Consider the following 20,060-nt stretch of genomic DNA (forward strand, 5'->3'; position numbering starts at 1 on the left):
CCGTCAGGGCAACTGCGCTTTTACCACCGGCAGGCCCGGGTCGCTGGGCGCGTCCAGCGGCGAGGGCGGCGCCCCGGCGGCCACCAGGTGCGCGGCGAAGGACGCGATCATCGCCCCGTTGTCGGTGCACAGCCGGGGCCTGGGGATCCGCAGCGTCAGTCCGGCCGCCGCGCAGCGCTGCTCCGCCAGCTCGCGCAACCGCGAATTAGCGGCCACTCCCCCGGCGATCAGCAGGGTCTGTACGCCCAGATCGCTGGCGGCGCGCACCGCCTTTTTGGTCAGCACGTCGGCGACGGCCTCCTGGAACCCGGCCGCGACGTCGGCGTTGACGGCGTCCGGGTGGCTTTCCAGATAGCGCGCGACGGCCGTCTTGAGCCCGGAGAAGCTGAACGCGTACGGGTCGTCGCGCGGCCCGGTCATGCCGCGCGGGAAGGCGGGGATCTCCGCGGCCTCCCGGCCGCACGTGCGGGCCAGCTCGTCGAGCACCCTGCCGCCCGGGTAGCCCAGGCCCAGCAGCCGCGCCACCTTGTCGTAGGCCTCGCCGGCGGCGTCGTCGACGGTGCTGCCCAGCTCGACGATCGGCTCGCCGAGCGAGCGCACGTGCAACAGGTGGGTATGGCCGCCGGAGACCAGCAGCGCCACACACTCGGGCAGCGGCCCGTGCTCGTAGACGTCGGCGGCCAGGTGTCCGCCCAGGTGGTTCACCGCGTAGAAGGGCACGTCCCAGGCGGCCGAATACGCTTTCGCCGCGGCGATTCCCACCAACAGGGCGCCGGCCAGCCCGGGGCCGATGGTGGCCGCGACGACGTCGGGCTTGTCCACGCCGGCGGTCGACAGCGCACGGCGCATGGCGGGGCCCAACGCCTCCAGGTGGGCGCGTGAAGCGATCTCGGGTACCACGCCGCCGAACCGCACGTGCTCGTCGACGCTGGACGCCACCTCGTCGGCCAGCAGTGTCACGGTGCCGTCGGCGTCCAGTCGTGCGATGCCGACTCCCGTTTCGTCACAAGAGGTTTCGATCGCGAGGACATTTGTCATGTGCGGGCCTCCCGCCGCATCGTGTACGCGTCGGCGCCGCTGACGCGGTAGTAGCGGCGGCGCAGGCTGATCTGCTCGAACCCGACGCTGGTATACAGCCCGATGGCCGCCGCGTTGTCGGTGCGGACCTCCAGGTACACCGCGCCGCCGTCGGCGAAGGTCAGCAGCTCGTCGAGCAGCCGGCGGCCGATGCCCCGGCCCTGGTATGCCGGATCCACGCCGATGGTGTGCACCTCGTACTCATACGGCGGGGTGCGGCCCAGCCGCGAGATACCGGCGTAGCCGACCAGCGTCTCGCCGACCCGGGCTCCCACGTAATGGTTGTGCGCACTGGCCAATTCGCGGTGGAATGCCGCCGCGGGCCACGGGTCGTCGCCGTCGAACAGCTGTGCCTCCAGCTCGGCGCAGCGCTGCGCGTCGGACCGGGTCAGGCCGCCGACGGTGACCGCCCCGCTGTGGGCGGTCACCGGCGTGCCGCCAACGGTTTGGCGTCGGGCCGCCGCAGATACAGGGCCACCAGCGGTTCGGGGTCGGCAGACCAATCGGCCACCGCGGCAACCAATCCCGCCGGCGTCGGGCAGCTGGGCTCGCACACCGGCAGGCCGAACAGGGCGGCGTGTTCGGGCGAGCCGGCGACGGCCGCGGCGGTGCCCGGGTCGACGGCGGCCGGGGCGCTGACCGCGGGGCCGTGCGTGCGCACGCCGTCGCGGTAGCGGGCCCAGTACACCTCGCGGCGGCGGGCGTCGGTGACCACCAACACGTCCCCGGTGGTTCGCACGCCGATGGAGTCCAGGCTGCACACGCCGTGCACCGGGATGCCCAGCGCATGCCCATAGGCGGCCGCGGTGGCCATCCCGGCCCGCAGACCGGTGAACGGACCCGGGCCGCAGCCCACCACGACGGCACCCAGGTCGGCCATCGCCAGCCCCGCATCAGCCAGGGCCGCAACGACATTCGGGGTGAGCCGTTCGGCGTGGGCCCGCGGGTCGACGGTGACCCGCGCGGCCAGCACGCTCAGGTCGTCACGGCGAACCACGCCGGCCGTCACCGCCGGGGTGGCGGTGTCCAGGGCAAGGACGATGCTCATGAATCGCCCTCATTGTCGGCGTTGTCGGCCCACTGCCAGGTCGCGATCCGAACGTCAGAATTGGTGACGCGCTCCAGCCGGATGTCCAGATGACGCTCGGCGAGCCGCTCGACCAGGCCCTCGCCCCATTCCACCACGACCACAGCGTCGTCGAGATCGCTGTCCAAGTCCAGTGAATCGAGTTCACCGAGCAGGTCGGCGCCCTGGTTGCCGGTGTGGTCGAGCAGCCGGTACAGGTCGACGTGAATCATGGTCGGGGCGCCGGCGCGCCGCGGCGGATGCACCCGCGCCAACACGTAGGACGGTGAGGTGACCGGCCCGTCGACATCCATCGCCGCAGCGATTCCCTTGGCCAGCACGGTCTTTCCCGCGCCGAGCGGGCCGGAGAGCACCACCACGTCGCCCGCCCGCAGGTGTTGCCCCAGCCGCGACCCCAGCGCCATGGTGTCCTCGACGCGCTCCAGCGTCGCGTTCCCGCCGTTGACCTCAACCACGGCGCCGCAACCTTTCTCGCATCCGCCGTATCCGCAGCGCCGCCTTGGTCGGGGTGGCCCGCCTGACCAGTCGGACCAGTCCGCCGTTGATGGCGTCGGGCTTGTCCAGCAGCGCCAGGTGGCTGGCCCCGGCGACGATGACCAGCTCGGACTGCGGCAGGCTCGCGGCCATCTTTCGCGAATATTCGTCCGGGGTGAGCAGGTCGTGGTCGCCGCAGGCGATCAGGGTAGGGACGCGCAGCAGTGTCCACAGCCCGGCGGTTTCGTCATGCTCTTCCAGCGCGTCGAGGAAACCCACCATGGTGGGGATCGGGGTGCTGTTCATCATCCGCTGGGAGAACGCGTCCAGGCTGCGGCTTACCTGCAGGTCGCTGTAGGAGGCGGCCCGCAGCACCGGGCCGATCAACGAGCGGGACACGTTGCGACCGCGGTGCATCAGCTTCGGAGCGGACCGGGCTGCGACCCGGACAGCTTCCAGCGCAGGGTTTTTCAGTATTTCGCCCAGCGGTGACCTCGAAACACCTTCGGCCGCTGAGGAAATCAGCGCGGCGCCCACGATGCGCCGCCCGTACTGCTCGGGGAACTGGCGGGCATGGGACAGCACCGTCATGCCGCCCATCGAATGGCCCACCAGCACGATCAGTCCGCGCGGGGCCACCACGTTCAGCACGGTCTGCAGGTCGCGGCCGAGCTGGGTCAGCGTGTAGGTCTCGGGGTCGGCCTCGCCGGACCTGCCGTGCCCGCGCTGGTCGTAGAAGACCATCCGCACGTCGGGGCCCAACTGATCGGGCAGCCGCGTGCGCTGAAAATGAAAGGCGCCCATCTGCAGGCAGAATCCGTGGACGAACACCAGGGTCAGCGGCGCATCGGCCGGGCCCGCCTCGCGGACCGCCAGCGGTATCCCGTCCGGGGTGGTCACCACCAGGCTGGGGTCGTCCTCGAGCCGGTTGAAATCCTCATGGGCGTAAGGATCTTCGGCTGTGGCGCGCTGGGTCATCGACCGGCGGGCCGAGGCTCCGATGATGGTGGCGACGGCGGTCACCCCCGCGCCTCCCGCAAGCCAGGCCCTGCCCTTGCGGCGCCTGCGGGATTCCTCAGGACTCAACGGTTTGCGCCTCGCGGTAGGTCCTGGTGATCCGCCCGCGGGGGCTGGTCACCACTTCGTAGTGGATGGTGCCGAGCAGATCGGCCCAGTCCTGCGCGGTGGGCTCGCCGTTGGTGCCCGGCCCGAACAGGATTGCCTCGTCGCCCTCGGCCACGTCGGTGCGGCCCGGGCCGAGGTCGACGACGAACTGGTCCATGCAGATCCGCCCGACGCCCGGTCGCCGCCTGCCGTTGATCAACACCTCCAGCCGGCCGCCCAGCGACCGGAAGACGCCGTCGGCGTAGCCGACCGGGATGAGTGCGAGGTTGGTGTCGTGCTGCGCGGTCCAGGTGTGGCCGTAGGACACGCTCTCCCCCGCGCGAATCGACTTAACCAGGGCCACAGTGCATTTCACCGTCATCGCCGGGACCAGACCCATGTCACCGCGCTCGGGGACCGGGCTCAGCCCGTATATGGCGATGCCGGGGCGCACCATGTCGAAGGCCAGGTCCGGACGGGACATGGTGGCCGACGAGTTCGACAGGTGCGCCACGTCGAACCGCACACCCTGATCGCGCGCCTGGGCCAGCATGTCGCTGAACCGTTGGGCCTGAAGGTTGTTCACGGGATTGGCGGGCTGGTCGGCGTACACCATGTGCGACATCAGGCCCCGCAGCGAGATGGCTTCCTCGGCGACGGCCCGGCGCAGCGCGGTCAGCATCGCGGGGTATTGCTCCGGCGGGACCCCGTTGCGGTTCAGCCCGGTGTCGGCCTTGACGGTCACCGTCGCGGTCCGGCCGGTGCGGCGGGCTGCGTCCAGCACCTCGTCGAGCTGGCGCTCCGATGACACGGCGATCTGGAGGTCGGCCAGCAGCGCGGGCCCGAAGTCGAAGCCGGGCGGGTGCAGCCAGGCCAGCACCGGCGCGGTGACTCCGGCCGCGCGCAGCGCCAGACCCTCGGTGACGGTGGCGACGCCCAGCTCGGTGGCGCCTGCGGTCAGCGCGGCGCGCGCCGTCTGGGGGGCCCCGTGGCCGTAGCCGTCGGCCTTGACCACGGCCATCACCTGCGCGCCGCCGGCCTGCTCGCACAGCAGCCGCACGTTGTGCTCAATCGCGCCCAAGTCGACCAGGGCCTCGGCGAGGACGCCCGGTGTCAGGGATATCGGCGTAACGGCCAAGGAAGTCGCGCTCCACTCGTCTGTCTGTCAGTTCGCAGCAGCCATTGTCCCAGAACCGGTCGGACACATTGCTCGCCGACGGTGGGCGGACCGCACCCGGCCCGGCACGCGCCGCCGCAATGGTCACAGCCGCCACATGCGCCCCGGCACCGGGTGGACGGGCATCACGCGCCTGCCCCCGCTGTGACGAACGCCCCGAAGCGGGCTCAGTGCGCGAAGTGCTCGGCGCGGTAGTGCCCGCCCGGCTTGAGCTTGTCCAGCGAGGCCAGCGCGCTGCGGGCGTCGTCGTGCAGCGCCCGAGCCAGGTCGGCGGACAGGCCCTCGCGCACCACGATGCGCAGCACCGAGATGTCGGTGGCGTTGTCGGGCATGGTGTAGGCCGGCACCTGCCAGCCGTAGCCGCGCAGCTCGTGGGAGACGTCGAACTCGGTGTAGCCGAGGCCGCGCTGCAGGCGGAAGGCGACCACCGGGATCGCCGAACCGTCGGAGATCAATTCGCAGTGGTCTCCAACGCGCAGCTGCTCACCCAGCCACCTCGCGGTCGACGACAAGGTCTGCATGACCTGCGTGTAACCCTCGCGGCCCAGCCGCAGGAAGTTGTAGTACTGGCCGACCACCTGGTTGCCGGGCCGGGAGAAGTTCAGCGTGAACGTCGGCATGTCGCCGCCCAGATAATTCACGTGGAACACCAGATCCTCGGGCAGGTACTCCTTGCTGCGCCACACGACGAACCCGACGCCGGGGTAGGTCAGCCCGTACTTGTGGCCGCTGACGTTGATCGAGACCACCCGGGGCAGCCGGAAGTCCCACTTGAGCTCGGGGTGCAGGAAGGGCACCACGAATCCCCCGCTGGCGGCGTCGACGTGCACCGGGACGTCCACCCCGCCGTCGGCGGCGAGTTTGTCCAGCGCCCCGCAGATCTGTGCGATGGGATCGAGCTCACCGGTGTAGGTGGTGCCCAGGATTGCCACCACGCCGATGGTGTCCTCGTCGACGGCGTCGAGGACCTGCTCGGGGGTGATGACATAGCGCCCCTCCTCCATGGGCAGGTAGCGCGGTTCGACGTCGAAGTAGCGGCAGAACTTCTCCCAGACGACCTGGACGTTCGAGCCCATCACCAGGTTCGGGGTACGCGTCTTCCAGTCTTTGCCGACCTTCTCGCGCCACCGCCATTTCATCGCCAGGCCGCCCAGCATCACCGCCTCGCTGGACCCGATGGTGGACACCCCGCACGCGCTGGACGGGTCGTCGTCGCGCAGATCGTCGGCGTGGAACAGGTCGGCCACCATGCACACGCAACGCTGCTCGATGGCCGCCGTCGCCGGGTACTCGTCCTTGTCGATCAGGTTCTTGTCGAACGTCTCGGCCATCAATTGCCCGGCCTGCGGGTCCATCCAGGTGGTGACGAAGGTGGCCAGGTTCAGCCGCGAACTTCCGTCGAGCATCAGCTCGTCGTGGATGAACCGGTAGGCGGCGTCGGGGTCCATCGACTCGTCGGGCATCCGCAGGGCCGGCACCGGCGCGGTGAACAGGCGGCCGGTGTAGGCGGGCGCGATGGAGTGCGCGGGCAGGGAAGGGTGATGGGGCACAACGAGTTCCTTTCTGAAGGTCTGCTGCTAGAGGGCGGCCAGGGCGGCCCGGATGTGTGGCACCATGCGCGATGCCGAGGTGGGCGCCTCGCCGGGACCCGGGTCGGCGGCCGACAGTGCCGCCGCGCGCGCGTGCACGAAGGCCGCCGCGGCGGCCGCCTCGGCCGGTGGCAGGCCCGACGCCAGCAGCGCGCCGATCATGCCGGACAACACGTCGCCGGATCCGGCGGTGGATGCCCACGACTGCCCCGCCGGATTGAGGTAGACCGGGCCGCCCGGATCGGCGATGACTGTGACGTTGCCCTTGAGCAGCACCACGGCGCCGAACGCGTCCGCCAGCTTGCGGCACGCACCCACCCGGTCATCACCGGGCGGGTTACCCGCTAGCCGGGCGAATTCACCCGCGTGCGGGGTCAGCACCGTCGGCGCGGTGCGGTTGGCCACCAATTCGGGATGGGCCGCCAGGATGGTCAACCCGTCGGCGTCCACGATCACCGGTAGATCGGTTTCCAGCGCGAACCACAGCGCCGCGGCCCCGACGTCGTCGGTGCCCAATCCCGGACCGACGACCCAGGACTGCACGCGTCCGGCCGACGCGGGGGTGGGCGAGGCGATCACCTCGGGCCAGACCGCCAGCACCTCGCGGTGCGCGCTGCCGGCGTAGCGGACCATGCCGGAGGTCGCCGCGACGGCGGCGCCGGTGCACAACACGGCCGCGCCCGGATACGTCGACGAGCCGGCCATCACGCCGGTGACGCCCTGGGTGTACTTGTCGTCGTGCGGCCCGGGCACCGGCCAGCGGGCGGCCACGTCGGCGGCCTCGAACCCCAGCACGTCGGAGCCGGGCAGCTCGAGCCCGATGTCGATCAGCTGCACCCGTCCGCAGTCGCCGAGCGCGTGCACGGGTTTGAGGCCGCCGAACGTGACGGTCAGCACCGCGTGCACCGCGGGGCCGCTGATCGCCCCGGTCGCCGCGTCGATGCCGCTGGGGATGTCGACGGCGATCACCGGGATTCCCGCGTCGTCGACGGCGGCGAACACCTCGGCCGCCGCGGGCCGCAGGGCGCCGGACCCGGAGATGCCCACCACGCCGTCGATAACGAGATCGGTTGTCGGCGAGACACTTTCGACGACGCGACCGCCGGCCTGACGAAACGCCGCCAGCCCCTTGCGGTGGGTGCGCTCCGGGTTGAGCAGGATCGCGTCGGCGGCCGCGCCGCGACGACGCAGGAAGGTGGCCGCCCACAGCGCGTCACCGCCGTTGTCCCCCGAGCCGACGACCGCGCACACGCGTCGCCCGGTCACCCCGCCGGTGCGGGCGGCCAACTCGGCGATGATCTCGGTGGCCAGCCCGTAGGCCGCGCGTCGCATCAGCGCACCGTCGGGCAGGCTGGCCAAAAGTGGCGCCTCGGCCTGGCGGATCGCGTCCACGGAGTAGTAATGCCGCATCAGGGTCAGATTACGTGTCATGTCCGCGGCGTACAGTCGGCTCGGCTCGAACACGACAGCAGACCGAGGACGGCGATGGCACGATTCGACGACGACACCTGGGATCTGGCTTCCGGTGTGGGCGCCACGGCGACCGGTGTCGCGGTGGGCCGGGCACTGGCCACCCGGGCGGCCAACCCGCTGATCGATGACCCGTTCGCCGAGCCCCTGGTACGCGCGGTAGGTGTGGACTTCTTCACCCGGCTGGCCAGCGGCGCCTTGGATCCCGCCGATGTCGACGACAACGGCGACTTCGGGATGCTGCGGATGGGCGACATGATGGGTATCCGCACCCGCTTCTTCGACGATTTCTTCATGGCCGCGGCCGATGCCGGGATCCGCCAGGCGGTGATCCTGGCATCGGGCTTGGACGCGCGGGCCTATCGGCTGCCCTGGCCGGCCGGGACCACGGTGTACGAGATCGACCAGGCCCAGGTGATCGAGTTCAAGTCCGCGACGCTGACCGAACTGGGTGCGGCCCCGACAGCCGAGGTGTGCGCGGTGCCCGTCGATCTCCGCCACGATTGGGCCGCGGCCCTGCGGACGGCCGGCTTAGACACCACTAAGCCCACCGCGTGGAGCGCCGAGGGGCTGCTGCCGTTCCTGCCGCCGGACGCTCAAGATCGCCTGCTGGACAACATCACTGCGCTGAGCGCGGTCGGTAGTCAATTGGCCACAGAGAATCTGCGGGGTGACAGCGACAAGGTCCAGGTGATGGCCGATCGCATTCGGGACGTCACCGAGCAGTGGCGTGAGCACGGCTTCGACGTGGAGATGACCGACCTGTGGTACGCGGGCGACCGCAACGACGTGATCGAGTACCTTGATCGCCACGGCTGGTCGACGCTGGCCACCACCGTTCCGCGATTGCTTGCGGCCCACGGTCTTCCGTTGCCGCCGGGCGCCGACGAGAAATCCGAGACTCTCACCGGGATGCAATACGTCACCGCCCGGCGCATCTAGACGGCTACCGTCAGGTCGGCGTCTCCGGCGGCACGTTGCGGCGCGCCATCACCTTGAGCCGCGCGGGACTCAACGGGCTGCTGCGTTTGGAACTCGTGCGAGTCATCGGGTAGAAGCACAAGCCGATCAGGATCGAGGTGAAGTGCCCGATCGCGGTGAAGTTCAATTCGCTGCCCATTGTGATCAACGGGAAACCGAAGATGATGAACAACACCCCGAGGTATCCCCAGCGCCACGGCCGGGCGATGTGGTAGCTCAGCACGGCCATCACGCCGACCAGGAAGTAGCTGACCCCGATGTCGCGGGCGTGCACCAGCCGTTGCGAGGCGTCGTGTTCTTCGATCGCGAAATACAGGATGCCTTCGCTGATGTAGGTGGCGAGGATGTGTGAACTCAATCCCACACTGAGCCAGCGCAGCTGGCCGAGCCAGTGTTCGGCCGGCGCCAGAAACAGGGTGAACAGCAGCAGGTAGGGCTCGAAATTCTTGCCGTCGATCCACAGCAGGCTGGAGAACAGGACGTGCAGCGGGTCCCTGCCCAACTCGTGAATGTTGGTGGAGCGGTGCAGCAGTACCGAGTGCAGCTCCCGGCCGGTGAGATGGGTCTGGATGAACGTCGTGATCATCAGCACCAGCAGCCAGCCGTAGGTCAGCGGTGCGCCGATGACGAAATGCCAGACCACCAGCGTCATGCTGCGCACTCGTCTGCGAACCGATGGATGCGCCACGACATCCACCTTCGCACGCCGGGGCGGGGCGCCGGACGACTTCGGCGGCAAACACGCCGCCGGGCGATCGGCTACTTCGCCGGCGCGGGGGCAGGTTCGGGTGCGGGGGCGGGTTCCGGCGCGGGGGCGGGTTCCGGCGCGGGCGCGGGTTCCGCCGGTGCGGGGGCGGGCACGGGTTTCAAATGCCGCCACCAGCAGCCGATGTAGAGAATCATCGAGACCGCCAGCGCGACCAGCACCCAGATGACGACGGTGATGTCGACCCAGCTGCCGAATGGCGGCGAGCCGGGTAGCGCGTTGCGCAGTGGCACCACCGCGAACAGCATGGCCGCATACCACGTCGTCATCGGCGGCTGAAACGGCCGCCGGTCGCGCGCCGTCTGAATCGCGACCACCAGAGCCAGACTGGCGATCGTGATGAGCACGCCGAGGATGACGATGGCGAACGCCGCGGTGCTGAGCGAGCGATGCACGTTCAGCCGGTAGGGACCGTCCGCTTGGGTCCTGGTGGCGGACAGCCGCCACCCCGACAGATGATCGACGAAGGTGATCGGCACATGGTCGGGCGCCCGGTCGGTGTCAGGGCCGTAGAAGATTTCGACCTCGATCGGCCCCGAGCGGTATTGGTCGAACGGCCAGCGCTCGATCTGGCCGGCGATGGTCAGCGGGACGGCCATCAGGCCGGGAAGCATGCCCTTGGTCCAGGTGTGCCGGGCCGGCATCGCGGCGGATCTGACTCGCAGGCTGAGATCGTCCTTGAGGTGGTGGGTTTGCGGGTCCAGCAACGCCGAACCGGGATTGAACGCCAGATTGACGGCGAGCACGCTGTTATTGGACTGGATGTCTTCGACGTTGATCGTTGCCGACGGTTTGTCGCCGTCGACGGTCGGCGCGGTCGCATCCAGACGCCGGCCGGTACCGCTTTGCGCGTACATCGCGACCGCCACCACGTACGCCGCGAGGATGAGGACGATAAGACCCACGACGCCGTATTTCGTGCCGGCCGATCGCATACTTCCTCCCGTACGGACTTAGCCCAACCCACCTGCCGCAAATGCTGTCCCAGGGCAATGTAATGGATGGGCCGCGTGTCCGCCGGGTATCCGGGCGAAGCGGCGCAAGCTGTTTCCCGCCTATTCGACGGTGACGGACTTGGCCAGGTTTCGCGGCTTGTCGACGTCGTAGCCGCGGGCCTGCGCCACCGACGCCGCAAACACCTGAAGCGGAATCGTCGACAACAGCGGCTGCAAAAGTGTTGACACAGAGGGAATTTCGATCAGGTGGTCGGCGTAGGGCCGCACGGTGTCATCGCCTTCCTCGGCGATGACGATGGTGATCGCGCCGCGGGCCTGGATCTCGCGGATGTTGGACAACAACTTGGCGTGCAGCACGGCCGACCCCTTGGGCGACGGCATGATGACGATGACCGGCAGATCGTCTTCGATCAGCGCGATGGGGCCGTGCTTGAGCTCGCCGGCGGCGAATCCCTCGGCGTGCATGTACGCCAATTCCTTGAGCTTCAGCGCGCCTTCCAGCGCCACCGGGTATCCGACGTGGCGCCCCAGGAACAGCACCGTCGGCGACTGGGCGAATTGATACGCCAGCGCGGCAACCGGCTTGATCGTCGCAATGACCCGCGCGACGAGATCCGGCATCGCTTCCAGTTCGTGGTATTCACGCCAGACCTCGTCGGGGTACTTGGTGCCGCGCGCCTGCGCCAGCGCCAGCCCGACCAGATAGTTGGCGGTGATCTGCGCCAGGAACGTCTTGGTCGAGGCCACCCCGATCTCCGGGCCGGCGCGGGTGTACAGCACCGCGTCGCACTCGCGCGGAATCTGCGAGCCGTTGGTGTTGCAGATGGCCAGGACCTTGGCCTTCTGCTCCTTGGCGTGCCGAACCGCTTCGAGGGTGTCCGCGGTCTCGCCGGACTGCGAGATGGCGACGACCAGGGTGCTGCGGTCCAGAACCGGGTCGCGGTACCGGAATTCGCTGGCCAGCTCGACCTCGACCGGCAGCCGCGTCCAGTGCTCGATCGCGTATTTCGCCAGCAGGCCGGAGTGATATGCGGTGCCGCAGGCCACCACGAACACCTTGTCGATCTCGCGGAGTTCCTGATCGGACAGCCGCTGCTCGTCGAGGACGATCCGGCCGTCGACGAAGTGCCCGAGAAGCGTGTCGGCCACCGCGGCGGGCTGCTCGGCGATCTCCTTGAGCATGAAGTACTCGTAGCCGCCCTTTTCGGCCGCGGCCAGGTCCCAATCGATATGGAACTCGCGGTATGCCCCGGGCCCCAGGTCCTCGTTGCCGTCGAAGTCGGTGATCCGGTAGCCGTTCGCGGTGATCACCACGGCCTGGTCCTGGCCGAGTTCGATGGCGTTGCGGGTGTGCGGGATGAACGCGGCCACATCGGAGCCGACGAACATCTCGCCGTCGCCGATACCGATCACCAGCGGGGTGGAGCGGCGGGCGGCGACGATGGTGCCGGGGTCGTCGGCGTTGGCGAACACCAACGTGAAGTGGCCGTCCAGCCGGCGCAGCACCGCGAGCACCGACGCGACAAAATCGCCTGCGGTGGGACCGTGCCGGTATGCCTGCGCCACCAGATGCACCGCCACCTCAGTGTCGGTGTCGCTGACGAACTCCACGCCCTCGTCCTCCAGTTCGTGGCGCAGGCCGGCGTAGTTCTCGATGATGCCGTTGTGGACCACGGCGATCTTGCCGGCGGCGTCGCGATGCGGGTGGGCGTTGCGGTCGGTGGGCCGTCCGTGGGTGGCCCACCGGGTGTGGCCCAGGCCGGTGGTTCCGGTCAGCGACGACGCCGGCATTTCGGCGATCGCCTCTTCCAGGTTGGCCAGCCGGCCGGCGCGCCGGCTGACCGTCAGGCTGCCTGCTGAGGGGCCACTGCCGTTGACCAAGGCGACGCCCGACGAGTCGTAACCCCGGTACTCCATCCGGCGCAGCGCGGCCATGACGACCTCACAGGCGGGCTGCTGCCCGACATAGCCGACGATTCCGCACATTCTGAACAGGGTAGTGCAGGTGGACCACCAGCCCCGCACTCCGCGGTTGGGGTTAGGCCGCCCACCTGCGCGAAAGGCCCACTGTGACGTCCCCCGGCCCGTTCTCTATCGGGCTCGTCTCGGCCGGCCCACCGCCGGGCTGGTATCGCGACCCCGGACCCATCCGTCATTCACTCAATCGTCATAAACGACGGAATGCTTTTCACCTGATGTATTTGCGACGTTTTCGTGTCGCAACAACAACGACAGGACACACCGCTTTAACATTCGAAATGTCAGCAAATACTGGAAAGGACCGGATCCAGCGGAAGGACGAGCTGCTTGAAGCCCGCCCGATCACGATTACGCTGCGTGTCAGCGACAAAAGCGTGGTCAACGATTTGCAGTCCGGCGTTTATTAGGCATAGGTCAGTTACTCTGGCTACCTGGGACCACGCTTTTAGCCGAGCAATGAATTCAATCGTCAGTGGTTGTTAACCGGGAATTGTGCAACGGGTCGTATTGGGATGCGTAACTTTTCGGACCGCCCGCCGGGCGCCATGAGGAGGCAATCATGACCGCAGTTCGCTACGACGATGTGGTGCCCGCCCCCATGGCGACGGCGCGCCAGACCCCGAAGCTCCGGGCGCAGGCGTCGGCCGGCTCGGGTAACCCTCTGATGGACATGACCACCCAGCTGCTGTCCATCCCGCTGAACCAGCTCTACGGGGCCCTGTGGCGGATGGGTTTCATCGAGGTCAGGGGCTAGAAGGGCCCGGGCGATCCGGCCGGCGTTGCTTCTCACCCGGCGCCCGAATGCGATGCGCTAACGTCAACGCGTGGCCCGCATCCGCAAGCTCGTCGCAGCTCTCAGCCGCCGTGGTCCGCATCGGGTTTTGCGGGGTGACCTGGCCTTTGCCGGTCTACCGGGCGTGGTGTACACCCCCGAGGAGGGGCTGAACCTGCCCGGCGTGGCGTTCGGCCACGACTGGCTCGCCGGCGCGGCCCGCTATTCGAACCTGCTCGAGCATCTGGCGTCCTGGGGCATCGTGGCCGGCGCTCCCGACACCCAGCGCGGCGTGGCCCCGTCGGTGCTGAACCTCGCCTTCGACCTCGGCACCGCCCTGGACATCGTGTCGGGCGTGCGCCTGGGCCCCGGCAAGATCAGCGTGCATCCGGCCAAGCTCGGCGTGGCCGGTCACGGCTTCGGCGGCTCGGCGGCGGTGTTCGCCGCGGCCGGGATGCCGGCCAAGCTCGCGGCGGTGGCGGCGATCTTCCCCAGCGTGACCAGCCCACCGGCCCAGCAGCCGGCCGCGACCCTGAAGGTCCCCGGGGTGATCTTCACCGCGCCGGGCGATCCGAAAAGCCTGAACTCTAACGCGTCGGCGCTCGCCGACGTGTGGGACGCGGCGACGCTGCGCATCGTCAGCAAGGCCGAATCCGGCGGGCTGGTCGAGGGCCGGCGACTGACCAAGGTGCTGGGTCTGGCCGGACCGCACCGGCGCACCCAGCGGACGGTTCGGGCGCTGCTGACGGGCTACCTGCTCTACACCCTGGGCGGCGACAAAAAGTACCGCGACTTCGCCGACCCGGACGTGCACCTGCCGGGCACGGACGAGATCGACCCCGAGGCCGAGGCGATTCCGCTGGAAGACAAGATCGTCGCCCTGCTGAAGTGAGGCCGAAACGTGTTCTCGGACTTGAGCTTTGCCATCGATCTCGGCCCGCTTCGTGACGGCGACCTGGTCGCGGGGCGCTGGGTGGTCACCCGGACTTGGCCCGGACGGCCCGGTCTCGTTCACCGGAAACGACATCCTTCGTCTGGCCGCCGACGGCCAACGGTTCGCCGAGTACTGGACGGGCACTTCCGCGGGCTGAGCCTCCCGGCCCGCGCGCCCGCGTGGTAAGTGTCATGGATGCGAATCGGGATCGCTCTGGATTATTCGGGTGGCTTTCACAAGGCCGTGGACCGCGTGGTCGAACTCGAGACGTCCGGCATCGAGGTCGTGGTGGTGGCCGAGGCGTATGCCTTCGACGCCATCAGCCAGCTGGGCTATCTGGCCGCCAAGACGAACACCGTCGAGCTGGCGTCCGGCGTGCTGCCCATCTACATCCGCACGCCGTCGCTGCTGGCGATGACCGCCGCGGGACTGGATTACGTGTCCGACGGGCGATTTCGCCTGGGCATCGGCACCTCCGGGCCGCAGGTGATCGAGGGGTTTCACGGCGTGCCGTTCGACGCCCCGATCGGCCGCACCCGCGAGATCGTGGAGATCTGCCGCAAGGTGTGGCGCCGCGAACGTCTGCAATACGACGGCAAGCACTACCAGTTGCCGTTGCCGGCGGATCGCGGAACGGGCCTGGGCAAGTCGCTGCAGCTCATCAATCACCCTGTGCGCGAACGTATTCCGGTCAGCATCGCCGCGCTGGGCCCCAAGAATGTGGAGCTCACCGCCGAGATCGCCGAGGGGTGGCAGCCCGTCTTCTATCTTCCGGAGAAGGCCGACTCGATCTGGGGCCAGGCGCTGGCGGCCGGTGCCGCCAAGCGTGACCCCGCGCTGGGGCCGCTGGATGTGATGGTGCACGCGTCGCTGGCCATCGGGGAGAACCTCGACGAGCGGCTGGCGTGGGTCAAGCCGCAGCTGGGCCTCTACATCGGCGGGATGGGCGCGAAAGGCCGCAATTTCTACCACAATCTGGCGACGCGCTACGGGTTCGGCGAGGTCGCCGACCGCATCCAGGAGCTGTACCTGTCCGGCCGCAAGCAGGATGCCATCGACGCGGTGCCCGACGAGCTGGTGCGCGGCATGTCGCTGATCGGTCCGCCAGGCTACGTCGCCGAACGCATGGCCGCCTTCGCCGAGGCCGGCGTGACGACGCTGTTGCTGAACCCGTTGTCGACCGACCGCGCTGAATCCGTGCGCTTTGTCGAAGAAGCCCTGAAGCTGAAGCCCGCCTGAGCGCTCACTGCCCCGCCTGCGGAAGCTGGTCCGCGGCAATCTCGCACGGCGTTTTCTCCGGATCGGTCGCGGGTGCCGGTCCGGCGACGGGGGCAGCGGGAGGTGCGGGCGGCGCGTCCGGTACCGGTGTGTCGGGCGGCGGTGGCGCCGCGACCGGCTGGCTTGGATCGTCGGGCTCGGGCTGAGGTTCGTCCACGGGTTGGGCCAGGTCGGCTTCGGCGGGATCGTCTGGCTCATCGGCAATTTTGTCGGCGACCGCGTTCTCGGGATCGTCTGCCTGGAAAGGCTTTTCACCAAAAGCTTCCGCGTCGTCGTTCAATGCGTCCGCGCCGTCCAGCCCGTCACCCGCCGATCCGATCAGCCCGCCCACCGCATCGACGATCCGGCCCGCGAGCCCGAGAAGCCCACCGCCACCGCCGAGTCCACCGCCCAGGCCGCCAAGGCCGCTGCCGCCGCCTAGACCGCCAAGGTCGCCGCCGCCGAGACCGTCACCCCAATCGCCCGCCGGCATGCCCAGCCCGGCTCCCCATCCCGCGGGAGGTGCGGCATCGACCGGCGGCGGCGCTGGAGCCACCGAATCCGGCGTGGCACCAACCGGACTGGGCACTGCGGCCGTCAATGTCGGCACGGGATCGGCCGCCGGAACGGGCGCGGCGGTCACCGGCGGGGCGAGCTGCACCGGCACAACGCCGGTCCCGAGATCGCCGGGAAACTCGAAGCGCGCCGTCGGGACGGCGGTCATCTTGTCGACCACCATGGCGTAAGACGTCTCGACGCCATCCGAGGCGGAACGCATCGCCGTCAACCAGTCATTGCTAATGTCGTTGTCCACGTACGGAATTACCTGCTCGCGCACCACGTCGGCCGCGCCGTCCCGGTCACCCGCCGTGACCGCGCCGGCGGCCGCCAGCCACGCCGGTCGCTGAGCGCGCACGCGGTCGTCGACGGCGATGGTGGTGGCCACCGCCGAATCGACCAGATACCAGAGGTTGTCGCGCAGCGACTCGCATCGTTGGGCCGCCGCGCGCAGTTCGGTGGCAACGGCGTCGGCGGTGTCACAGTGCCGTTGCAAGAGCTGCACCGCAGCGTCCCCGCCCGGACCCGTCCACGCTGCGGCGAGCTCGGCCACCTGGGCGCGCTGCATCCGCAACGCCTCGGCCGCCACCACGCCCGCCGCCCGCAGCTCCGCACAGTCGCGGTCCAGCGCGCGTAGGTCCAGGCCGTCCTCCCCCGCATACCGTTCGCGAACTTGTACGGGATGCGTCGTCAGATCGTAGTTTTGGTAGCCCAACGCGTGACAGGCCTGCACGTATGTCTGGGTATGATCGACGGCCGCCCGACCCTCGGCAAGGCGCCCGGCCACATCCAATCGGTCGGCCATGGGTTAGGCGATCCGCGCCGCGGCATACAGTTCGGCGTCGGCGTAGCGCTCGGCACTGGACCGCAGCGCGGCGGCGATCTCGGCCGACGCCCGCGACCACTGCGACACCTGCGCCACCAGCCGCTCCAACTCGACGCGCAGCGCGTCGCCGCGCGCCGCGTGCGCCCGCCCGGCGCAGGCCCCGCCGAACGCCAGCCTGGACAGGTGGTCGCTGACCGTGCGGTCGATCAATTCGGCCGCCATGGCAAATTGGTTAGCGACCCGCTGCGCCGCCGGCACGTCGATCTGCGTGCGGGCGAGGGCTAGCGGGTGTGTTCCCCCAACGGATTTCATGCCTTATCCGACGCCCGCGGGCGCGGCGGGGTTCCGGGGAGATCTACAGCGCGTGGCTGACCGCTTCGGCGACGCGGGTGGCGACGCGCTGAGCAATCTCCCTCTCGGGCGCTTCCACCATGACGCGAATCATCGGCTCGGTTCCCGAGGGGCGCAACAGGATTCGGCCGGTGTCGCCCAGTTCCGCCTCGGCCTGCCCCAGGGCGGTCTGCACCGCGGGCGCGGCGGCGATGTCCTTGTCGGCGACGGTGACGTTGATCAACACCTGCGGCAGCGTCTGCATCGCAGATGCCAACTCGGCCAGCGACGAGCCGGTCTGCACCATCCGGGTCATCAGGCGCAGTCCGGTGACGATGCCGTCGCCGGTGGAGCCCAATGCGGGCATCACGATGTGCCCGGACTGCTCGCCGCCCAGGCTGTAGTCGCCGGCCCGCAGCTCCTCCACCACGTAGCGGTCGCCAACTCCGGTGGTGCGCACCGTGATTCCGGCCGAGCGCATGGCCAGGTGCAGCCCCAGGTTGCTCATCACGGTGGTGACCAGCGTCTTGGAGGCCAGCTCGCCGGCCTCGTGCATCGCCGTCGCGAGCACCACCATGATGTGGTCGCCGTCGATCAGGTTGCCGTCGGCGTCGATGGCCAGGCAGCGATCGGCGTCGCCGTCGTGCGCCAGACCCAGATCGGCGCGGTGCGCGACGACGGCCGCGCGCAGCGAGTCCAGGTGAGTGGAGCCGCAGTTGTCGTTGATGTTGAGCCCGTTGGGGTCGGCGTTGATCGCGATCACCCGGGCACCGGCGGCGCGGTAGGCGCGCGGGGCCACCGCGGAGGCCGCGCCGTGGGCGCAGTCCACCACCACGGTCAGCCCGTCGAGGCGCAGCGTGCTGGCCTTGCTCAGGTGCCGCAGGTAGCGGTCGTCGGCATCCTCGGCGTCGATGACCCGCCCGATCCCGGCGCCGACCGGGCGCAACCCGGGGTCGATGTCGAGCAGTGCCTCGATCTGGTCCTCGGTGCCGTCGTCGAGCTTGTGGCCGCCCGGGCCGAAGATCTTGATGCCGTTGTCGGGCATCGGGTTGTGCGACGCCGAGATCATCACGCCGAAGTCGGCGTCGTAGGCCCCGGTCAGGTAGGCCACCGCGGGGGTGGGCAGCACCCCGACGCGCAGCGCGTCGACACCCTGGCTGCTCAGCCCGGCGATCACCGCGGCCTCCAGCATTTCGCCGCTGGCCCGCGGGTCGCGGCCGATCACGGCTACCCGTCGACCGGGTGCCGGGGTGCTCGCCAGATGCCGCGCCGCCGCCGAGCCCAGCGCCAGCGCCAGCTCGGCGGTCAGCTCGCGATTGGCGACCCCACGGACACCGTCGGTGCCGAATAGTCGACCCATGCGACCAAACCTCTCACAGTTGTCGGGCTTGCACCTAACGTGCCCGTATCCTTTGTCGGCGAAACGGGCCGCGTCTGGGCGCAGACACGCCGCAACCGGCCACAACTTGTGCACCGCGATGCCAAGTTGTGGCCAGTTAGCGACCGCTGATCAGCGCTTGCTGTACTGAGGCGCCTTGCGGGCCTTCTTCAGGCCGTACTTCTTGCGCTCGGTGGCACGCGGGTCACGGGTGAGGAAGCCGGCCTTCTTCAGCGGGGGCCGGTCCTCGGGCTGGGCCACGATCAGCGCCCGGGCGATGCCCAGCCGCAGTGCGCCGGCCTGCCCCGACGGGCCGCCGCCGTGCAGCAGCGCGTAGATGTCAAAGGCGTCCACCCGGTCGACGGTGACCAGGGGGGCCTTGATGAGCTGCTGGTGCACCTTGTTGGGGAAGTAGCCCTCCAGGGTGCGGCCGTTCAGATTGAACTTGCCGGTGCCGGGCACCAGGCGCACCCGCACCACGGCTTCCTTGCGGCGGCCGACGGTCTGGATCGGCCGGTCGAACACGAAGGACTCGGCGGGCGCGGGGGCTTCCGCGACCTCGACCGGGGCTTCGGTCACCTCGGCGACGACCTCGACGGTCTCTGCGACTTCAGGGGTGTCCGGGTTCTCCGGGTTTTCCACGGCCTCGGTCGTTTCGGTCACTGGGCCACCTGCTTGATCTCGTACGGAACGGGCTGTTGTGCGGCGTGGGGGTGCGTCGGGCCGGCGTAGACGTGCAGCTTGCGCGCGATCTGCCGGGCCAGCTTGTTCTTGGGCAGCATGCCGACGATCGCGTCCTCCACGACACGGTCGGGGTGCTTGTCCATCAGCTCGCGCATGGTTCGGCTGCTCAGACCGCCGGGATACCCCGAGTGGCGGTAAGCCAGCTTCTTGTCCAGCTTCTGGCCGCTGAAGGCGACCTTGTCGGCGTTTATGACGATGACGAAGTCACCGCCGTCGACATTGGGGGTGAACGTCGGCTTGTGCTTGCCGCGCAGCAGGGTGGCTGCCGCGACGGCGAGGCGGCCAAGCACCACGTCCGTGGCGTCGATGACGTGCCACGACCTCGTGGTGTCACCCGCCTTTGGCGTGTACGTAGGCACAGCGCTTACCTTCTTCTTCTCGAGGTGGATCCCGGTGTTAACCGGGGGCCGGTCAAGCGTCCGCGGTGAGGGCTTGGTCTCGGCGACCGACATTGACCCGAGGCCCCGGCGTACCGCACGCCAACGGAGCAGCTTACCGACCGCCATCCCCGCAGGTCAAAATGACTTGACCCGGTGGCTAGTGCCAAGTCACATCGCGGCCTCGGACATCTTGCTCCCCGGTCGCACCGGGTCGGAAGTG

Annotated in this window: 21 protein-coding genes and 1 pseudogene; 6 read left to right on the forward strand and 16 right to left on the reverse strand. The window is 69.3% G+C overall.

All coding sequences use genetic code 11. The annotated features are described in order from the left end of the window. Positions 1-3: 3 nt before the first annotated feature. From tsaD to MTY59_RS02995, 8 genes are all read right to left on the reverse strand, one after another. A complete protein-coding gene (gene tsaD, locus MTY59_RS02960) occupies positions 4-1,038 on the reverse strand; it encodes a tRNA (adenosine(37)-N6)-threonylcarbamoyltransferase complex transferase subunit TsaD (protein ID WP_221044356.1) in 1,035 nt (344 codons plus the stop codon). Continuing rightward, on the reverse strand, positions 1,035-1,505 hold the full coding sequence (rimI, locus tag MTY59_RS02965; RefSeq protein WP_221044357.1) for a ribosomal protein S18-alanine N-acetyltransferase: 471 nt from the start codon (positions 1,503-1,505) through the stop codon (positions 1,035-1,037). Before rimI ends, tsaD begins: the two co-directional genes overlap by 4 nt. Further along, complete coding sequence (gene tsaB / locus MTY59_RS02970; protein WP_221044358.1) at positions 1,502-2,125, reverse strand: tRNA (adenosine(37)-N6)-threonylcarbamoyltransferase complex dimerization subunit type 1 TsaB; 624 nt, start codon at positions 2,123-2,125, stop codon at positions 1,502-1,504. The genes rimI and tsaB overlap by 4 nt, the downstream gene beginning before the upstream one ends. Next, on the reverse strand, positions 2,122-2,619 hold the full coding sequence (tsaE, locus tag MTY59_RS02975; RefSeq protein WP_221044359.1) for a tRNA (adenosine(37)-N6)-threonylcarbamoyltransferase complex ATPase subunit type 1 TsaE: 498 nt from the start codon (positions 2,617-2,619) through the stop codon (positions 2,122-2,124). The genes tsaB and tsaE overlap by 4 nt, the downstream gene beginning before the upstream one ends. After that, complete coding sequence (locus tag MTY59_RS02980) at positions 2,612-3,661, reverse strand: alpha/beta fold hydrolase (RefSeq protein ID WP_221044360.1); 1,050 nt, start codon at positions 3,659-3,661, stop codon at positions 2,612-2,614. The genes tsaE and MTY59_RS02980 overlap by 8 nt, the downstream gene beginning before the upstream one ends. A 52-nt stretch (positions 3,662-3,713) precedes the next feature. Then, the gene (gene alr, locus MTY59_RS02985; RefSeq protein WP_221044361.1) at positions 3,714-4,880 is read right to left on the reverse strand and encodes an alanine racemase; all 1,167 of its coding nucleotides are present in this window, start codon (positions 4,878-4,880) and stop codon (positions 3,714-3,716) included. A gap of 206 nt (positions 4,881-5,086) precedes the next feature. Then, positions 5,087-6,469, reverse strand: coding sequence for a glutamate decarboxylase (gene gad / locus MTY59_RS02990; protein WP_221044362.1), 1,383 nt, complete (start codon positions 6,467-6,469; stop codon positions 5,087-5,089). Between the two features lie 27 nt (positions 6,470-6,496). Continuing rightward, positions 6,497-7,918, reverse strand: a complete 1,422-nt coding sequence (locus MTY59_RS02995) for an NAD(P)H-hydrate dehydratase (RefSeq protein WP_221046233.1) — start codon at positions 7,916-7,918, stop codon at positions 6,497-6,499. A gap of 75 nt (positions 7,919-7,993) precedes the next feature. Here MTY59_RS02995 and MTY59_RS03000 point away from each other — a divergent pair, with 75 nt between their 5' ends. Then, positions 7,994-8,920, forward strand: a complete 927-nt coding sequence (locus tag MTY59_RS03000) for a class I SAM-dependent methyltransferase (RefSeq protein ID WP_221044363.1) — start codon at positions 7,994-7,996, stop codon at positions 8,918-8,920. A 10-nt stretch (positions 8,921-8,930) separates the two neighbouring features. Here the strand turns inward: MTY59_RS03000 and MTY59_RS03005 are convergent, their stop codons facing one another. The 3 genes from MTY59_RS03005 to glmS all read right to left on the reverse strand — a co-directional run bounded on the left by MTY59_RS03005 (position 8,931) and on the right by glmS (position 12,667). Then, positions 8,931-9,611, reverse strand: a complete 681-nt coding sequence (locus MTY59_RS03005; protein WP_250160835.1) for a rhomboid-like protein — start codon at positions 9,609-9,611, stop codon at positions 8,931-8,933. A gap of 107 nt (positions 9,612-9,718) precedes the next feature. Further along, positions 9,719-10,660, reverse strand: a complete 942-nt coding sequence (locus MTY59_RS03010) for a DUF4436 domain-containing protein (RefSeq protein WP_221044364.1) — start codon at positions 10,658-10,660, stop codon at positions 9,719-9,721. 120 nt (positions 10,661-10,780) lie between these two features. Further along, entirely contained in the window at positions 10,781-12,667 is a 1,887-nt protein-coding gene (gene glmS, locus MTY59_RS03015; RefSeq protein WP_221044365.1) for a glutamine--fructose-6-phosphate transaminase (isomerizing), read from the reverse strand. 83 nt (positions 12,668-12,750) lie between these two features. Here glmS and MTY59_RS03020 point away from each other — a divergent pair, with 83 nt between their 5' ends. The 5 genes and pseudogenes from MTY59_RS03020 (at position 12,751) to MTY59_RS03035 (ending at position 15,606) form a co-directional block, all read left to right on the forward strand. Next, entirely contained in the window at positions 12,751-13,068 is a 318-nt protein-coding gene (locus MTY59_RS03020; protein ID WP_221044366.1) for a hypothetical protein, read from the forward strand. A gap of 152 nt (positions 13,069-13,220) precedes the next feature. Next, positions 13,221-13,415 (forward strand): Rv1535 family protein, encoded by a 195-nt coding sequence (locus MTY59_RS03025; protein ID WP_221044367.1) that lies wholly within the window; start codon positions 13,221-13,223, stop codon positions 13,413-13,415. A gap of 70 nt (positions 13,416-13,485) precedes the next feature. After that, positions 13,486-14,325 carry a dienelactone hydrolase family protein gene (locus tag MTY59_RS03030; protein WP_221044368.1) on the forward strand — a complete coding sequence of 280 codons (840 nt, stop codon included), beginning with the start codon at positions 13,486-13,488 and terminating at the stop codon, positions 14,323-14,325. 3 nt (positions 14,326-14,328) lie between these two features. After that, positions 14,329-14,524 (forward strand): annotated as a pseudogene (locus tag MTY59_RS27815) (nuclear transport factor 2 family protein); the annotation flags it as partial. 38 nt (positions 14,525-14,562) lie between these two features. Continuing rightward, the gene (locus tag MTY59_RS03035; RefSeq protein ID WP_221044369.1) at positions 14,563-15,606 is read left to right on the forward strand and encodes an LLM class F420-dependent oxidoreductase; all 1,044 of its coding nucleotides are present in this window, start codon (positions 14,563-14,565) and stop codon (positions 15,604-15,606) included. Between the two features lie 4 nt (positions 15,607-15,610). On the opposite strand, the gene MTY59_RS03040 is transcribed toward MTY59_RS03035, so the two are convergent. From MTY59_RS03040 to rplM, 5 genes are all read right to left on the reverse strand, one after another. After that, positions 15,611-16,987, reverse strand: coding sequence for a hypothetical protein (locus tag MTY59_RS03040; RefSeq protein WP_221044370.1), 1,377 nt, complete (start codon positions 16,985-16,987; stop codon positions 15,611-15,613). 3 nt (positions 16,988-16,990) lie between these two features. Beyond that, a complete protein-coding gene (locus MTY59_RS03045; protein ID WP_221044371.1) occupies positions 16,991-17,320 on the reverse strand; it encodes a hypothetical protein in 330 nt (109 codons plus the stop codon). Between the two features lie 43 nt (positions 17,321-17,363). Further along, positions 17,364-18,698, reverse strand: a complete 1,335-nt coding sequence (gene glmM / locus MTY59_RS03050; protein ID WP_221044372.1) for a phosphoglucosamine mutase — start codon at positions 18,696-18,698, stop codon at positions 17,364-17,366. Positions 18,699-18,848: 150 nt separating this feature from the next. Next, entirely contained in the window at positions 18,849-19,358 is a 510-nt protein-coding gene (rpsI, locus tag MTY59_RS03055; RefSeq protein ID WP_415822907.1) for a 30S ribosomal protein S9, read from the reverse strand. A 17-nt stretch (positions 19,359-19,375) separates the two neighbouring features. Beyond that, positions 19,376-19,819 (reverse strand): 50S ribosomal protein L13, encoded by a 444-nt coding sequence (gene rplM / locus MTY59_RS03060; RefSeq protein ID WP_221044373.1) that lies wholly within the window; start codon positions 19,817-19,819, stop codon positions 19,376-19,378. Between the last annotated feature and the right edge of the window lie 241 nt (positions 19,820-20,060).

The sequence above is a fragment of the Mycobacterium senriense genome, from assembly GCF_019668465.1.
Lineage (GTDB): Bacteria > Actinomycetota > Actinomycetes > Mycobacteriales > Mycobacteriaceae > Mycobacterium > Mycobacterium senriense.

Excerpts from the sequence above, each read along its gene's own strand:
- tsaD (WP_221044356.1), bottom strand. The coding sequence starts at position 1,038 with ATGACAAATGTCCTCGCGATCGAAACCTCTTGTGACGAAACGGGAGTC.
- tsaB (WP_221044358.1), bottom strand. The coding sequence starts at position 2,125 with ATGAGCATCGTCCTTGCCCTGGACACCGCCACCCCGGCGGTGACGGCC.
- MTY59_RS02995 (WP_221046233.1), bottom strand. The coding sequence starts at position 7,918 with ATGCGGCATTACTACTCCGTGGACGCGATCCGCCAGGCCGAGGCGCCA.
- MTY59_RS03000 (WP_221044363.1), top strand. The coding sequence starts at position 7,994 with ATGGCACGATTCGACGACGACACCTGGGATCTGGCTTCCGGTGTGGGC.
- MTY59_RS03005 (WP_250160835.1), bottom strand. The coding sequence starts at position 9,611 with ATGACGCTGGTGGTCTGGCATTTCGTCATCGGCGCACCGCTGACCTAC.
- MTY59_RS03010 (WP_221044364.1), bottom strand. The coding sequence starts at position 10,660 with ATGCGATCGGCCGGCACGAAATACGGCGTCGTGGGTCTTATCGTCCTC.
- glmS (WP_221044365.1), bottom strand. The coding sequence starts at position 12,667 with ATGTGCGGAATCGTCGGCTATGTCGGGCAGCAGCCCGCCTGTGAGGTC.
- MTY59_RS03025 (WP_221044367.1), top strand. The coding sequence starts at position 13,221 with ATGACCGCAGTTCGCTACGACGATGTGGTGCCCGCCCCCATGGCGACG.
- MTY59_RS03035 (WP_221044369.1), top strand. The coding sequence starts at position 14,563 with ATGCGAATCGGGATCGCTCTGGATTATTCGGGTGGCTTTCACAAGGCC.
- MTY59_RS03040 (WP_221044370.1), bottom strand. The coding sequence starts at position 16,987 with ATGGCCGACCGATTGGATGTGGCCGGGCGCCTTGCCGAGGGTCGGGCG.
- MTY59_RS03045 (WP_221044371.1), bottom strand. The coding sequence starts at position 17,320 with ATGAAATCCGTTGGGGGAACACACCCGCTAGCCCTCGCCCGCACGCAG.
- glmM (WP_221044372.1), bottom strand. The coding sequence starts at position 18,698 with ATGGGTCGACTATTCGGCACCGACGGTGTCCGTGGGGTCGCCAATCGC.